Raw genomic sequence first — 15936 nt, 5'->3', positions numbered from 1 at the left:
TTCGATTGGAAATATGAAATCGCCTTTTGAACAAAATATCATTGCTATGGTGTGGGATTGCGACAAAACCCTCATCAGTTCTTACATGCAGGAACCGCTTTTCAGGCATTTCAATGTCGATGGCGGCAAGTTTTGGCAAGAGGTGAATGCGCTCAAGGCTTATTATGGCAAGCAGGGAATTTCCGTCAATTCCGATACGAGCTATTTGAACCATATCTTGACTTACGTGAAAGCGGGGCTTTTCAAGGGCTTGAACAATGCGCTTTTGCGTGAGTTTGGCAAGGAACTCAAATTTTATCCGGGGTTACCGCAATTTTTTGGCGAGGTAAAATCGCTCATCAACGATGACGAAAAATACAAGGCGTTCGATATCCGCTTGGAACATTATGTTGTAAGCACTGGATTTGCCGAAACGATTCGCGGGAGTGCAATTGCTCCGTTTGTTGATGGTATTTACGGTTGCGAATTTATTGAAACTCCGGCCCAGCCGGGATTCTTGAATAGCGCAGATGTCTCGGATGCCGCGGACATTCACGAAGCATCTCGAGAAATTTCGCAGATTGCATCGGCGCTCGATAATACTTCCAAGACGCGCTACCTCTTTGAAATCAACAAGGGCAGCAACAAGTATCCTGATACGATTGATGTCAACTCTTCGATTGCCCGCGAAAGCCGCCGCGTGCCTTTCGAAAACATGATTTATATTGCCGATGGTCCGAGCGATGTTCCCGCATTCAGCATCCTCAATTACAATGGCGGTAGCACGTTCGCCGTTTACCCCAAGGGCGACGTGAAAGCGTTCCGTCAAGTCGATGCACTCCGTCGTGACAATCGCGTGCAGATGTTCGGCGAAGCCGATTACGAAACAGGAAGCCAGTCATGGCTTTGGCTCACCGAAAAGGTTCGCGCCATTGCCGATTCCATCGTGGAACGCAAGCAGGCTGCTATCCGCAACAGTGCCGGCGCTCCACCTACGCACTTGAGCTAACTATTTCCCGAATTACAAATATTCCAGCCAGCCGATTTGTTCGACTGCAATAGTTATCAACAGCAATGGCCATGCGTTATCGAAAAAACGCCCGGTATGTTTTCCGGTGAATATGTTGTACATAAATACTAATGAAAACGTGGCAACGATACCGCCGATAACTCGAGAAAGAGTGGCTCCCGGTGTGATGAAAAATCCAGGATAGCTCCCCAAGAACAAGCCTGCTGATGCTTTAGATAAACAAAATCCGGTGATGCCTAAGTCGAAAGTTCTGTTCTTTTGGCGCAGATAGCTCCATAAATAAGCTAGAATAATGCCGACGACTGCGCTTGCGTAAGGAACGTATGGCAAGACTTCGAGGTTGCTGATTGTTTTGAGAGCTTCTGATGAACCAAACTGTTTGTTTTGCAAGAAAAAAGCAATTTGTTTTGCCACATAAGCGCCTCCAAAAACAGTGACTAGCGGCCACAATCCAATGGCTCTTTTGAGTTTTTCCTCTTCTTCTTGGAGTTCCTTTTTCTTTTTTTCAATCGGCTCAAGTTCGTCAATCCGTTTTTCGACGATTGCAATGCGTTCCTCGGACTCTGCTTTTTCGGCGGCGTCTAGCTCGTCATAAAGTTCATCGTACGAGAGCTTGCGAATACGCTTCTTGAACGCTTCCAAAGATTCTTCTGCTTGATTTTCGGCACAATTTTTCATCGCGGATAAATATAATTTCTTCCAATTCCTAATTCTCCCTACAAATCTACCAACTATTAACCACTAACCACCAACCACTTGTTATATTTATGGTCCCCAGGCTTTGCTATGCAGGCGGGCGGTACTTTCCGTCAAGAAACAAAGGGAGCTCGGACACGGTCCATACTTTTGGACTGGTCTTGGGGATATCTATCAAGTTTTGCTTTACCCTTTAGGAGTTTTAATGGCAAATAAGTGTAAGCGCGGAATCTTGATTAGTAAAACGCCGTACGAAAAGCGTATCGCCATCATGGAAGATGGTGAACTCGCAGAATTGGTTGTTGAAGGTGTTTCGTCTAATCGAGTTCTGGGCAATATTTATAAGGGTGTCGTTCAGAAGGTGCTTCCCGCACTCAAGGCGGCATTCATTGACATTGGTCTTGAGAAGGCTGGCTTTTTGCATCAGGAAGACGCCATGGACCGCAACGAACTGTTGCGCCGCGAATATGGTGACGATGATGACGAAGGCGATGCCTCTAAGGAAATTTCGATCGACGAAATTCTCCAGGAAGGCCAAGAAATCATGGTGCAGGTGGTCAAGGAACCGATTAGCACCAAGGGTGCCCGTTTGACGACACACTTGAGCTTTGCTGGCCGTTTCTTGGTTTGCATGCCCGGTACAAATTTTGTGGGCGTCTCCAAGCGTGAACGTGATCCGGTCAAGCGCCGCGAGTTCAAGAAGGCTGTCCGCCGTCTTAAGGGCCGCGATGTGGGTTACATTGTCCGCACTAACGGCCTCAACGAATCCGAATTCGAAATCAACAAGCAGATGCGCGAACTCGAAAGCAAGTGGGAACAGACGAAGTACAACTTCGAAACCATGCCGCCCGAGACCTGCATTTACGAAGAATCCGATTCTATCGAACAGACTGTTCGCGAATACTTCGGTGACAACACGGACTACGTGTACATCGACAACCGCGACGAATACTTCGCTCTCCGCGATTACCTGAAGGTTCTTTCTCCGGATAAGCTCGACAAAGTGAAGCTCTGGAGTTCCAGCGAAAGCTTGTTCGAATACTTCAAGATTGAAAACGACTACGCTCGCTCTTTGCAGCGCCAGGTTCCGCTTCCGCGCGGTGGAAACCTCGTCATTGAACAGACCGAAGCTCTCGTCTCTATCGACGTGAACACCGGTCCGAAGGTTCATGGCAAGGACCAGGGCAAGATCATTCTCGAGACAAACCTCGATGCTTGCCATGAAATTGCAAAGCAGCTCCGTCTCCGCGATGTGGGTGGTCTTATCATCATCGACTTCATCGATATGGAAACGGACGAAGACCGCGAAGCCGTTTATCAGGAATTCCGCAAGGCGATCCGCCGTGACAAGGCCCCGATCAGCCCGGCTCCGATTAGCCAGTTCGGTCTCATGGAAGTGACCCGTAAGCGCGTCCGCGTGAACCTCATGACCGAGAAGACCGAGTGCTGCCCAGTGTGCAACGGCAGTGGCCGTATTGCCACACTGGAATCGACGCTTGGTATGATTGACCGCTGGCTTGCACGTGCCCATACCAAGGGTCGTCTCCGCGAGGTTACCCTCGTGGTCAGCGCTCCGGTCATCGATGTTCTTTGCAAGGACTTGAACCGTATGTTCAACTATCTGGAATACAAGCATAACATCAAGATCTCCCTCGTGGAAGATGAATATGCCCACATCAACCAGTTCTGGATGTACGACAAGAACAACGAAGACATTACGGATTTGTACAACTTCGCATAAGTTGTCATCCGCGATTCTCGCGAAGGCATTAGCGTTTTAAACGCAAAAAGTCCCGGCTCTGCCGGGATTTTTTTTATTCTAAAAAATACGCACAAAAAAAGACGCCTGCCCATCGCAGGCGCCTTTAGAGAGAGGAGGAAGTCCTAGTAGAGCTCGAGAGTAAAGCCTTTTGTCTTTCCGTGACGCACGCCCCACAAGAAGTCCTGCGTACGGTCTACAATGACTCTTTTCCCGATTCTAATCTTATATGTAAGTCTTGCAATATAGACGCCTGTGCCAACGAGTCTTCCATTCTTGGAACGCATGTTCCAGGCGAGGAATATCTTGCCATCGTTATTGCTATCGAGGCAGTTCCCGTTGTAGAGTGTATCTGCACATGTCAGCGAACCGGAATTGCTGTTCACGAATATACCAAGGCTTGTGAAGTACTGCGTATGGTACTCAAGCGAGGTCTTTGCTGCAAGATCATTCTTGATTTTTTCGATTACAGAGGAATTGCCGTTTGCAATGCCTGTTACATCGGTCGCGTTAATGACGTTGTTCTTATAGGCATCCACGATTTCGTCGCCAAGATGGAATGTCTTGTTCGCCTGATCGATACTCATTGCACCTGCTTGCACCTGAATGAGCACTTCTTCGAGATGCGGGCCGCCCTTTTCGACGCTCGAGGCGTTGAAATTCTTGACCGCAGCTTCAAGGTTTGTGACTTCATCCTTCACCAAGCTAGATAGACTCAAGTCGCCAAGATAATGCCCTTGCGCTCCGTATTCGGTTGCGACTTCCTTTGCCGTTTTGGGCTGGTCTTCGGGTACAATCTTCGGGACTGTCGTCGTGGGGCTCGTGATGATTTCTCTAGAAGTTTCCGTTTCGCCAATCGTTACGACCGGAGCGCTTGTAACAACAACTTTCTGTTCGCCGGAGATGCGGACAAACGGGTTGTTAAGCGGAGTGCTTCTGTGGAGAAGGTCTGTGTGAACACCAGGAACGAGCTTGATGGAATCGCCCATGACCGGGATGTTTTCCTTGTCGTTGCTGGAACTCCTAAAGATGAGTCTCCATCTGTACTTCTTTTCTTTTGCAATGATGTCCGGGACAATGTCATGTCTTTCGAGACCTGTTTGCTTGAAGAAGTACGTGAAGTAACTTGCATCGACATCGTTTTCGCAGTCAAGCCCTTCGCTGAATGTGACTTGAAGGACTGTCGAACCGTCATCGCTGTAAGAAATTTCTGCAGCTGTAATGACAGGGCCAATGGAGTCGGCAACATCGCTTGTGAGGCTTATTGTTGTCGGGGTGGCTCCTTCCGTATATTTCCAGAACGGCGTGATTTTGCCGCTATAGACAGATTCTCCGCCGCCGGTAAACGGAACGGTTCCGAAGCCGCCGAGCGCCGTGATTATCATGGTGCTGTCATAATCGTTTGTTTTAATGCTGGTCGGATCGATAATGGTCGGGAACGTTTCGCCAAATTCCAACTGCACGGAATCCATGCTGACTAGCATTTTGTTCAAAGTGCCGACGGGCTTGTTGAGCTTTGCATAAACGCTGTCGCCGCGACCGTCACCGTCCCTGTCGAAGATGCTTGCATAAACAATCTGCGGTACAGGCGGTTCCTTGAACGAAATGTTCTTCCAAATGGCTTGCTGTGTTTCGTCTGCGCTAGAGACAATGAGCTTGATTCCTTGAACCGGAGCGGTTGCCTTGACGTAGAATGTCGCCTTGCCGTTCTTGAGCGTAATGGCGGTAATGGGGTTGCCGTTTTCGTCGCAGGGGGTGACTGCAACATTGTTTGTGATGACATAGACGACATCGTCAAATGTAGCCCATTCTTCGAACATCACGTTTACAGGGTAGCGCGTGTTGACCCACTTGCCGAGCGTATCAATGGTTCCGTCGACTTCGTTGGCGCCCGTGGCCATATTCTTGGTTCCGAGCGGAGTCCATTTGTTTTGGTTATCGACGCGAGCGTAATAGATTTCGGGGGAGTCGTACTTGTCGATGACAAATGTAATTTCGTTGTACTGGGTTTCATCGGTTTGCAAGGAGAAGCGCAATTGGTAAGTTCCCGGCGGGAGCGTACGCATTTGGCGAATCATCTCGGTATTGATGGTAAATCCTGTGTAGCCCGGTTTGATGGTAATGCCACCGTACCAGACGCCAACGCTATCCAGAGGAACACCCTCGGCGTATGCACCGCTACCAATCAAGGTGAAGTTCGAAGGTGCCACGACTGTATCTGTAGTCGTTGCTCCAGAAAAGTCGCAAGAAAGAGCCTGCTTGCTGACGCGCTGGTAAATCTCGTAATTGATAAGCCCGGCCTCAGAGAGGTCTTTTGCGAGAATGCTTGCTTCGGTCTTCAAGTCGATAGATGTTTTCATCTTGAAGTTCGATTCGGAAGTATGGCGTTCGGCATAGAAGATATGGAACGGATAGTTGACACCTTCTTGAAGTCCGAGCGTATCCAAATCAACGGCTCCCGCAACTTGTGCGTGCTGGCCACCGATATCCACGACAAGGCGGTTGTTGATGAACACCCACACGTCGTCATCGCCAAAGAATTCGAAGTACTGGCCAGGAACGTATTCGAACGTGGCCTGGATCTTCATAGTAAAGCCGTAGTTGTGTCTCTTGCTGCCGCTAGAGATATTGTCGAAATAGGGGTTGGGGATAGTTCTTTCTGCATCGAGGTATTGGAAGTCATCGAGCAAGAAGAGGCCGCCTTCTGGGCTAGACTTGTCTTTTTGTCCAAGCCAAAGACCGTCGTTGTCAAGATTGAGTTCGATGGAACGGCAAGTGGCGTTTGTAACGGGCTGTCCATTCTTTTGGGCAATGACTTCGGGCAAGAACCATTGTCCGAGATGTGTTGTAATCTTGCAGTTTTCGGGGAAGTTTGCTGCCGGTACAGGGACTCCGTTTGGACTAAGATATTCTTCGACCATTCCCTTGGTATGGTGGGCGCATCCGCCAGAACCGAAGTCGGCGCTCACTCCGTTTGCAGGGTCGCCGTTTTTGCCTTCTGCGTCGCCATCGCCCTTTGTGCCATGCAACCAGTCAAACATCATCACGGGGAGTGTTTTGGTGGGGCAGTCGCCTAAAACACCGGGGTATTTTGTATAGACGGTCGTTGCGGCTCCGATATCCTTGCCTGCCTTGACCCAGATGGTGTCTGCTTCGGCAGCGGCTTCGTCGAGCGAGAGCAAAGTCGATTGCGTAATTGGGGTTATCTTGATGGAATTGTGGATGTCGGTGACGTATTGGTTGCCGATGGTCTGCTTAAAGTAGACTTGCAAGGAGCCTTGGGGCGGGGTAATCCTCGCTTCAAACCATCCGCAGTAATTTTTGACTGTGGTCATCTTCGCGGAATCGCCGCCAGCGACATAGAGAATTGCAGATGTGTTGGTCCACGGAGCGAAGAAGCGTATGACTTTTCTCTTGACTTGCGGTGGTGGGTTTGTGCCGGGGCCGTCGCCAGGAGTCGTTGGAGCGGTAATCGGTTCTGCGCTGTTGACCTGTGTTATTCCGTCATCGCTAATCGTGAGGATGAAGTTTTCGGCAACAGGTTCTGTACCTGCCAACGGGGAAACTGAACCGATGGAGCGGTTGTTGCTGCAAGTACGGTTCGTGTAGAATGTCAATTTGGGCTCATCGGCGGCGTCGATTGTCGCCTTGACATAAAACATGTCGTCGCCATAGCTTCGAAGAGCCGTACAGCTTGATCTTTGGGTGCGCCCGGCTGCGTTTTTGTATTGCAAAACAACGTAGAGGTCCGCTCCACTGTTTTTCGTCGTCCCGTTTACGACAAGAATATTATACTCGCCAGCTATCGATGAAATAGCTGTAAACAGAAGCAAAACTATGCTGAAGAAAATATTTTTACACCGCATCCACGACTCCCTGTACAATAAGCCTATATCAATATTGAAAATACACTCAATATTGTGATATTAATCAAAAAAAATTTACCAAATTGTAAAATAAATTGTGAAGAATGCAACGCTGGGGTGAAAATTCCCCAGGGAGGGCGAAAAGTTCCGTTTTTTGCGTAAAATTGCGTAAGAATGGCGAATTGCGTAAGAATGGCGTTTTGGGGTGCAAAAAAGGCTCCCGAAGGAGCCTATTAAAATAGATTGCCTAGTTGCGAATTATGGATTCAGGTCAAAATCGATAACTGCAAGTTTGCCGTGGCGGAATCCCCAGAGGAAGTCCTGGGTGCGTTTGGTGATTCTCTTTCCGTTCACGATGAGGCGGATTTCGAGGCGTGCAATGTACACACCTGTGCCGGCAAGGCGGCCTTTCTTCGAGCGCATGTTCCAGGCGAGGTAAAGGTGCCCTTCGTTTCCGAGGCAGTTTTTGGCGCCGTCCTTCTTGAAAATATCGTCGTTGCAGGCAATTCGACCTTCGTCGCTATTGACGAAATGACCCAGGCTGGTGTAGTAGATCGTCTTGTAGCTGAGTTCAGTCTTGTCGGCCATGGATTCGGCGATGGTCTTGATGTCTTCAGGAGTGCCATGCGTGTAGTTCTGCAGGTTATCCTTGGTCAAGAGCTCGTTCTTGTAGGCGTTGATGATGACATCGCTTACGCCGAATCTTTCTTTGGCTTCTTTGGGGGTGATCTCCTTGCGGTCCATCATGGAGATAATTGTTTCGAGCGTGACGGAGGTCGACGGGCTTCCGTTCTTGACGGCATTCTTATCTTCGTAGATGGTGTTTGTCTTTACGACTTTCGCAATTTCGCTGATTTCGTTTTCGACAAGCTCAGACATGTTCATGTCGCCGAGGTAGTGACCCTGGGTGCCGTAAATTTCGCCGACCTGGGTTGCCGTAAGCGGCTTTTCGCTTTGAACAAGGATAGGAACCGTTGCAGAATCGCTGCGGACGATTTCCTTGGTTTTTTCGAAGTTGGGGGAGTTCTTGTCCATGGTGACGACTGGCGGGCTTGTCACGGTAATGCGCTGTTCACCCGTGATGCGTACCCATGGGTTCTTGACATGTGCCGGAGTGCCAACGAGATCGACTACGAGTCCGCCTTCGATGGGGGACTTGATGCGTATGGAATCGCCGACGATGGGAACGATGTCAGAAATACTCTTTTTGGAGAAGATGAGCTTCCAGCGGTTTGGCGGAGTCGTTGCTACGTAATCGGCTTCTTGAACAATCGTTGAAAGCGTGCCGCTGCCGTAGCTGCGGTAGCCGAACAAGCTGGAGCTAGCTGTTGCAGCGACAATGCCTTCGCTGAAGGTCAGTGTAAGCGTCGTCTTTCCGTCATCGGTGTACGAGATTTCGGCGGCCATAATGATGGGGCCGATGGCATCGTTGAGGGCTCCGTCTACAGAGAAGTTCGAGATGGTATGGTCTTCAGGATTCGTGTACGTGTAAAGTGCAGTGATTTTTCCGGCGTAAGGTTCAAGTGCGCCGCCCGTGGATATGGCAGGGCCAAATCCATCGCCTTCGGCGGTGAGCGAAAGCTCGCGGGCGCCTTCGGCATAGTTGATGCTTGCGGTTTCGTAATGCGTTAGTCCGAACGTGAACGAGATGGCGTTGAGCACGCTGTTGCCGCCAAGCGGCTTGTTGAAGCTGATCCAGACGCTGTCGCCGCGACCATCACCGTTTCTATCGTAGATGTATGCGGTTTCGATTTGCGGGACCGGCGGTTCTGCGATGTTGATGTTTGTCCAGTTGACGCTCTTGTTCTTTGCGACTGTCGAAGAAATCGTAAGAGTTCCGTTGATAACGGCTCCTATCGCTTTCACATAGAATGTATTCTTGCCTTCGATAAGTACAAATTCGTTATTCGGGAGCGGAGAACCGACTGAATCGCAGGCGATGAGTTTCGGATCGCTTGTCGAAACTTGAACAGTCATACCGCTGTAGCTGTGGGCCCATTCTTCAACGTAAGAAACATTGACGGGGTAGATACGGCCTGCCCAAAGTTTTTCGTTCTTGTTCATGTTGATGGGGAGCGTGTCGCTGCTGATGTCGCGGCTGACTTCGTTTCCGAGCGGTTTCCAGTACTTGTCGAGGCAGAGCGTGTCTTGATTTACGATGTCGGCAATAAAGCAGTAGTTGGAGTCGATGATATCAGCAAATGCGAGGTTCGGAAGTTCCGTGGGCGGAATCGTGAAGTAAACGTCCTTGAATTCGTTCGGGTTGTTCTTGAGCGATACACGGACGTAGTAGGTTCCCGGCGGAAGAGTCTGCATGCGGGAAATTGTCGTCGTGTTGATGGTGAGCATCGTGTAATCGTTTGTAATCGTGATGCCACCGTAGTATGCGGTATCGAGCTTGCCTAAGGCAACGCCCGTCATCGGGAGGCTCTTTCCGAACAACGTAAAGTTAGACGGGCCGCGTTCCGTACGTTTTTGTTCCGAGTTTGCGGAGAAGTCGCACGCGAGCGTCTTTTCGCGGATGTTCTGCCATACTTCTTTCTTGATGAGCGTCGTATCCGTAGAAAGGTTCGTGAGGAACATGCTGGATTCGACCTTCAAGTCGATGGATGTACGCATCATGAAGTTGGACTGGGTGCGCTTGCGTTCGGCATAGAAAATGTGGAACGGATAGGTTTCGCCCGGCGTAAGTCCGAGGTCGTCCAAGTTAACGGATTTCTTGACTTTTCTATGTTGTCCGCCAATATCGACAACGAGTTTGTTGTTGATGAACACCCACACGTCATCGTCGCCATTGAATTCAAAGTATTGGCCTTTCACATAAACGAATTCCGCTTGGATCTTCATCGCAAAGCCATAGTTGTGATGGCCCGGAACATCGTTTCCGCCGCTGATAGAATCGTAATACGGGTTTTCAATTGTCTGTGCTGCATCGAGCCAGCGGAAATCGTCGAGCAAGAAAAGACCGTGTTCGGGACTTTCGTCATCCTTTTGACCAAGCCAGAAACCGTCATCCGTGAGCGTGAGTTCAAGGTCACGGCATGTGACGTTTGTATAAGCGTTCACACCGTCATTGTAGATAACTTCGGGGAGAAACCAGTTGTTGAGGTGCGAGGAATTCTTGCAGCCGCTGGGGAAGTTCTTTGCCATCACAGGGACGCCGTTGATGCCGAGTTGCTTTTCGACCATGCCTGTCATCGGGGAACCTTCGCAACCGCCTTGACCAAAGTCTTCGCTTGTGCCGGTACCATACATGGGCATGCCACGCATGTCAAAGCCTGTGCGGCCTGCACCGGACTTGTGGTTGTAGAGCCCGTCCTTTGAACCATCGGAATTCACGGAACCATCGTACCAGTCGAACATCATCACGGGGAGGATTTTCGGGAGGCATTCGCCAAGAACGCCCGGATATTGGACATGGACTTCAGGTGCGCCGTACTGGTAGGCGACAACCCAGATCGTGTCACTAACAGCGAGAGCGGAATCGAGCAATAGAGGGACGAGGGCAGAGTCGCTATCGATGGCGCCATCGGCTCCAACGTATGTTGTACCGATGGTCTGCTTGAAGTAGACCCATGCGCTGTCGGCAGGTTTTGTAACCTTGCTTTCGAACCAACCGCAATACGGGGAACCCACTGCGCTCATGTAGTTTTCCATGCCGTTCAGGAACATGATGGCATTGGTGTTGGTCCACGGGGTCAAAAAGCGGATGTGTTTCTTAGGCTTGACCGCGACCACCGGTTTAGTGTCGGAAATCGTCAACGTTTTGTCATCGTTGATGACAATCCAGATTTCCATCTTGTTGTAAATGTATTTTCCGTCCTGGATGGAGTTTTCCCTGTACTGGGGGAATAGTTGTCCAAGGAGAGGCTTGTTGTCGGGACTTAAGTCTGTATGGCATGTGCTGCCGTTACAGCCTACCCCGAATTGCAGGTGGCGGACGTCTTTTTTGCCGTTTGCCAGGCGTTCGTCGGTGAATTCGATGGTAAACGTGCCGTCGTCGCCCTTTTCAAGGGATTTGTACACGAAATTGCTTTCGTTGTCGGCATAGTATAAGACATTGCCGTCGTAAATGATGTGTGCAACTGCAACCGTCTGCGCAAGCGCACAGGCACAGAATACCGCCAAACACACCAAACTCCTGGAAATTAGCCCACTGATCCTCATCCGTGACTCCTAATATTTAAGTCCCCCCTCCTATTCCACAGTTTTTTCCCATACACTTTGCGTAAAAAATAGTAATAAAGTATTGTGGTCTAGGGTTAAAGGATATAAAAGCAGTCGGTTTTTGCGTAATAAAAATGAAAGTTTCTATTCGAGGTTTTATTATGAAGTTTTTTTCATAAAAAGGGTGCTAGATTGGGTCTAAAATCCTACTTTTACACTTGTAAATTCAAAATGGAGAAAAAAATGAATCGTGTTTACCTAGTTGCCACGGCTGCCTCCAAGATGGAAGCCAAAGTCCAGGAAATTGTCGACGCTGTAACGAAGACCGGCCTCATCGCCGCTGTCTACAAGCCGCTCAGTGTTATCAATGCCGCTGATAGCGTGGAAGAAATCAAGGCAGGCAAGTCTGCTGTTCTTATGGAAAAGATTTGCGCTGATTTCCTTGCTCAGGATTTTGATGATGTCGACGCAGTTGTCGTCGAAGGTGCAACGGGCATGAACGATGTCATTGCTCACAAGTATAACGATGATCTTGCTTCTGCTCTAGATGCAAAGATTTTTGCCGATGGCGAAGATGCAGAACTTTTCTGCCCGAAGCGCTTGCTCCGTTGCGAAAAGTGCCTCGCTGGTGACCTTGGTGCTCCGGCTGCCGAACGCCGCGTTAGCCAGGCCATGTTCCGCGCAAGCCTCCTCTCTAAGGCTTCCAAGTGCGTGAAGCGCATTGTACTCCCGGAAGGTTCCGAACCGCGTACCGTGCAGGCTGCATGCCTCGCTGTCGAACGTAACATCGCTGTGCCGGTCCTTATTGGCTCGAAAGCCGAAATCGAAGCTACAGCAAAGTCTGTAGGCGTGAAACTCCCGGCTAATATCGAAATCATCGAACCGAGTGCCGAACTTGCCGAAAAGTACGTGCCGACTCTCGTGGAACTCCGCAAGGCAAAGGGCATGACTCCGGAATCCGCACGTGCCGCTCTTAAGGACAACGTAATGCTTGCCACGATGATGCTTAAGTTCGGTGAAGTGGACGGCCTCGTTTCTGGCGCCATCCATTCTACGGCAGATACGCTCCGCCCGGCTCTCCAGATTATCCGTACCGCTCCGGGCGTGAAGTCCGTGAGCTCCGTGTTCTTCATGTGCATGAAGGACAAGACATACATTTACGGTGACTGCGCTATCAACCTGAACCCGCTCGCCGAAGAACTTGCCGATATCGCTCTCCAGTGCGATGACACTGCAAAGGCTTTCGGCCTTCCGAGCCGCGTTGCCATGCTTTCTTACAGCACCATCAATTCCGGCAAGGGTCCGGATGCTGACCTCGTCGTGGCTGCTACTGCTGCTGCAAAGGCTGCCCGCCCGGAAATGCTCGTCGATGGCCCGCTCCAGTACGATGCTGCTACCGTTCCGAGTGTTGGTGCCCTCAAGGCCCCGAATAGCCCGGTCGCTGGCAAGGCTACCGTGTTCGTGTTCCCGGACCTCTCTGCCGGTAACATCGGCTACAAGGCTGTACAGCGCTCTGCCCATGGCACGATCGCTATCGGCCCGATGCTCCAGGGTCTCGCCAAGCCGGTGAACGACCTTTCCCGCGGCGCCCTCGTCGAAGACATCGTCTACACGATCGCTCTCACCGCTGTTCAGGCTCAGAAATAAGACCGCTCGCGCTTAGATTCATGTAGAAATATGTGAGCAGCGCTCGCTCTCGCAACAAGCGCCTCGTTAATACGAGGCGCTTGTTGCTCACGGAAGACCGTTCGGCTCTATTGTAAGGCGGAGCCTCCGACTTCGCCTCACTCTCGCCACCATGCCTCGTTAATACGAGGCGCTTGTTGCTCACGGAAGACCGTTCGTGCTTTGCATTTGTCACCCCGGCCTCTGTGCCGGGGTCGCCATTACAAAAAAACGGACTTTTAAAGTCCGTTTTTTTGTTTATAAGAAATTATTTCTTCCTGTTCTTCGCTCTCAGCGCTTCGATTGCTTTTCGGATGTTTTCGCCATCTTCAAGATGCTTTGGCGAAAGTTTGTCCTTATGTTTGTAGTCAATCTTTTTCCACAGCTCTTTTAAATGCCAGCGGGCGCGCTTGTCTTCAAGAATGTAACCGGGGCGCACGCCTGCATCAAGGCCTTGCACAATCAGTTCCACAGCGTCATCAAAGCGGTCCTGGTCGTAGCGCAAGTCGGCAAGGAAGTAATAGTTGTAAATATCCTTGCGGTTCTTTTCAAGCGCCATTGTCAAGTATTTGTCTGCAAGCTTTTCATCGGGCCATGAAAGAATCAGCGGCACGTAGGGCAGTACAAAGTGCGCGCGCCCAAGAATCTGCCAGTCTTCGGCCTTGGTGGCGACATCGCGTACTTTCCCTGCGATGCCTTCCTTGATTGACGAAAATACGTTGCGTTCGGAGCCCCACATCGAGAGTGTAGAGGCGTAGACGTGTGCAATTTCTTTGTTCTTAGGGAATTTCTCGTAGGCGCTCTTGCTTGCATCCATCAGCGTGTCCAAATGGAGTTGGCGCTTCTTTTCGTCGAATTGCACGAATCTGAAGCAGAAGTACAACGTCTTCACATAGCCTTCGGTCGCGGCCTCCAGAACGGTGGAATCTTCCATCGCCTTGCGGTAATTCTCCTTCATCAATTTTGCATTCTTGGCGTCGGCTTTATCGCCATTGGCGCGCAGAGCACGTGCTGCATAGCAGGAATCCGCTATGTGCAAATACTCGTTTGCACTTGCGAAACAAATCGCAAGTAGCAATGCAAAAATAATGTTCCGCGTAATTCTCATGAATACGCTTAGACTTTCCAGTTCTGCAATAACTTGTTCACCGTGGCAATGCGAGTTTTTTCTTCGTCAGTGCCGTGGAATGTCTTGAACAAAAGATTACGGTATTCCATTAAGGCTGTGCGGATGATGATTTTTTCTTCTTTTTTGAGCATGGTGATAAAATAATTAAAGGATTACTTGCTGCGTTTGCCCTTGCCGGAGAAATAGTCCTGCTGGCGTGTGATACCGAGAACGGCATGCCACAGGGGGCCATTGGGGTTGATTTTCTTGCGTTCGCTGACGGCGTATTCTATAGGCACGTGCGAAAATACGTTGTTCATGCTGCCAACGACCATGTCCGTCTTGCCTGCCATGCCTGCATGTACTGCGTTTTCTGCGAGCTGGAAGCAGAAAATGGCGTCTGTGCCCTTGGCGGGGATGCTACGCACCGTGTAGCTCGGGTCAAAGTACTTGATGTTGATTTCCTTGCCGACGCTATCGAAATGTTCCTTAATCTTGTGGGTCAGGAATTCACCGATATCGTTCTTCAGGATATTGCCGCTAGCGTCCCTGCGTTCTTCCTGGTTCTTGAAAAGTTCTTGTCCGGCGCCTTCGGCGACGGCGATGACGGCGTGAGTCTTGCCGCTGGCGTAACGGCTTTCGAGCGCCTTGAAAAGCCCGTCCAGCGTAAAGGGAACTTCGGGGACAAGGCAGATGTTTACGACCGTTGTTGCAAGCGATGCATACGCTGCGATAAAGCCGGAGTCACGGCCCATGAGTTTCACGAGGCCAAGGCCGTTGAACGCGCCGTTTGCTTCTATATGGGCGCTAGTAATTACGTCGGTCGCGCTGAGCACGGCGGTTTCAAAACCGAACGTCCTGTCGATCAAGTTCAAGTCGTTGTCAATTGTCTTCGGGATGCCGATAATCGAGATGGGCTGCTTACGCTTCTTGACTTCTTCTGCAATGGCGTGTGCGCCGCGGAGCGTTCCGTCGCCGCCGATGCAGAACAACACGTTGATGTTTAAGCGCATAAGCGTATCGACCATGATAGCTGGGTCCTGCATGCCGCGGGAGCTACCGAGAATCGTACCGCCGTCTTCCTGGATGGCATCGACCACGTCCGGGTCAAGCACAATGGGGGAGTAACCGTAATTCGGGTTCAGGCCACGGTAGCCGTACGGGATGCCGAAAATGTTCCTTACGCCATAGTCGAACCAGAGCACCTGTACAAGGCCCTTGATGACGTTGTTAAGGCCGGGGCAGAGGCCGCCGCAAGTGACGATACCTGCGCGCGTCCAAGCGGGGTCGTGGAAAATTGTCTGTCGGGGGCCGGCCACTTCGAGGGACGGTACCGGGATACCCTTCGTCAAGTATTCAGAGATGAGATTGACGTCAGTGGTAAGGCTGACCTTGTCGTTTTCCGAAACGAAAGGAACGCCGTTCATCGGGGACTTGAGCGTGCCCTTGCCAACGGTTTCAATGGAAAGATCATAATCCGACGGATTCTTAATGATATCGTCCTGAGTCATACCGCGCCTCTTTGAATTTTAGAGTTTCCGCCTTGTGAACGGAATACATCAAAAAATATAGTAAACGAAAAAAAGCGAGTTGATGTTATTAAAGCTACTAGAATGTTCTGAAAATCTCTAGTACATCTTAACTATTCTAGTAACTAGTAACTCTA

At 50.3% G+C, this 15936-nt stretch carries 9 protein-coding genes; 3 read left to right on the top strand and 6 right to left on the bottom strand.

The window, feature by feature from the left end:
* The first annotated feature begins 13 nt into the window (after positions 1-13).
* Positions 14-988 (top strand): haloacid dehalogenase-like hydrolase, encoded by a 975-nt coding sequence (locus BUQ91_RS11545; RefSeq protein WP_074209387.1) that lies wholly within the window; start codon positions 14-16, stop codon positions 986-988.
* A gap of 12 nt (positions 989-1000) precedes the next feature.
* Here BUQ91_RS11545 and BUQ91_RS11540 read toward each other — a convergent pair whose 3' ends face one another.
* Positions 1001-1687 carry a hypothetical protein gene (locus BUQ91_RS11540; protein ID WP_074209386.1) on the bottom strand — a complete coding sequence of 229 codons (687 nt, stop codon included), beginning with the start codon at positions 1685-1687 and terminating at the stop codon, positions 1001-1003.
* 223 nt (positions 1688-1910) lie between these two features.
* Here BUQ91_RS11540 and BUQ91_RS11535 point away from each other — a divergent pair, with 223 nt between their 5' ends.
* Positions 1911-3446: an Rne/Rng family ribonuclease gene (locus BUQ91_RS11535; protein WP_072830644.1), complete on the top strand. Its 1536-nt coding sequence runs from the start codon at positions 1911-1913 to the stop codon at positions 3444-3446.
* A gap of 143 nt (positions 3447-3589) precedes the next feature.
* On the opposite strand, the gene BUQ91_RS11530 is transcribed toward BUQ91_RS11535, so the two are convergent.
* A complete protein-coding gene (locus tag BUQ91_RS11530; RefSeq protein WP_074209385.1) occupies positions 3590-7330 on the bottom strand; it encodes a fibro-slime domain-containing protein in 3741 nt (1246 codons plus the stop codon).
* A 258-nt stretch (positions 7331-7588) separates the two neighbouring features.
* Positions 7589-11464: a fibro-slime domain-containing protein gene (locus BUQ91_RS11525; RefSeq protein ID WP_254842348.1), complete on the bottom strand. Its 3876-nt coding sequence runs from the start codon at positions 11462-11464 to the stop codon at positions 7589-7591.
* A 276-nt stretch (positions 11465-11740) separates the two neighbouring features.
* Between BUQ91_RS11525 and pta the strand changes: the two genes are divergently transcribed.
* Positions 11741-13144, top strand: a complete 1404-nt coding sequence (gene pta / locus BUQ91_RS11520) for a phosphate acetyltransferase (RefSeq protein WP_083601250.1) — start codon at positions 11741-11743, stop codon at positions 13142-13144.
* Between the two features lie 286 nt (positions 13145-13430).
* On the opposite strand, the gene BUQ91_RS11515 is transcribed toward pta, so the two are convergent.
* From BUQ91_RS11515 to BUQ91_RS11510, 3 genes are read right to left on the bottom strand one after another with little or no spacing between them, the layout of a single operon-like run.
* Positions 13431-14270 carry a hypothetical protein gene (locus tag BUQ91_RS11515; protein ID WP_074209382.1) on the bottom strand — a complete coding sequence of 280 codons (840 nt, stop codon included), beginning with the start codon at positions 14268-14270 and terminating at the stop codon, positions 13431-13433.
* Between the two features lie 8 nt (positions 14271-14278).
* Positions 14279-14422, bottom strand: coding sequence for a hypothetical protein (locus BUQ91_RS15735; protein WP_175566633.1), 144 nt, complete (start codon positions 14420-14422; stop codon positions 14279-14281).
* Between the two features lie 21 nt (positions 14423-14443).
* Positions 14444-15781 carry an ATP-dependent 6-phosphofructokinase gene (locus BUQ91_RS11510; protein WP_074209381.1) on the bottom strand — a complete coding sequence of 446 codons (1338 nt, stop codon included), beginning with the start codon at positions 15779-15781 and terminating at the stop codon, positions 14444-14446.
* Between the last annotated feature and the right edge of the window lie 155 nt (positions 15782-15936).

The organism is Fibrobacter sp. UWB11 (genome assembly GCF_900143015.1).
Taxonomy (GTDB): domain Bacteria; phylum Fibrobacterota; class Fibrobacteria; order Fibrobacterales; family Fibrobacteraceae; genus Fibrobacter.
This window is presented reverse-complemented; position numbering and strand designations above follow the sequence as displayed.

What these genes read in the sequence shown, in the direction of transcription:
- BUQ91_RS11545 (WP_074209387.1), top strand. Translation starts at nt 14, where the DNA reads ATGAAATCGCCTTTTGAACAAAATATCATTGCTATGGTGTGGGATTGC.
- BUQ91_RS11540 (WP_074209386.1), bottom strand. Translation starts at nt 1,687, where the DNA reads ATGAAAAATTGTGCCGAAAATCAAGCAGAAGAATCTTTGGAAGCGTTC.
- BUQ91_RS11535 (WP_072830644.1), top strand. Translation starts at nt 1,911, where the DNA reads ATGGCAAATAAGTGTAAGCGCGGAATCTTGATTAGTAAAACGCCGTAC.
- BUQ91_RS11530 (WP_074209385.1), bottom strand. Translation starts at nt 7,330, where the DNA reads ATGCGGTGTAAAAATATTTTCTTCAGCATAGTTTTGCTTCTGTTTACA.
- pta (WP_083601250.1), top strand. Translation starts at nt 11,741, where the DNA reads ATGAATCGTGTTTACCTAGTTGCCACGGCTGCCTCCAAGATGGAAGCC.
- BUQ91_RS11515 (WP_074209382.1), bottom strand. Translation starts at nt 14,270, where the DNA reads ATGAGAATTACGCGGAACATTATTTTTGCATTGCTACTTGCGATTTGT.
- BUQ91_RS15735 (WP_175566633.1), bottom strand. Translation starts at nt 14,422, where the DNA reads ATGCTCAAAAAAGAAGAAAAAATCATCATCCGCACAGCCTTAATGGAA.
- BUQ91_RS11510 (WP_074209381.1), bottom strand. Translation starts at nt 15,781, where the DNA reads ATGACTCAGGACGATATCATTAAGAATCCGTCGGATTATGATCTTTCC.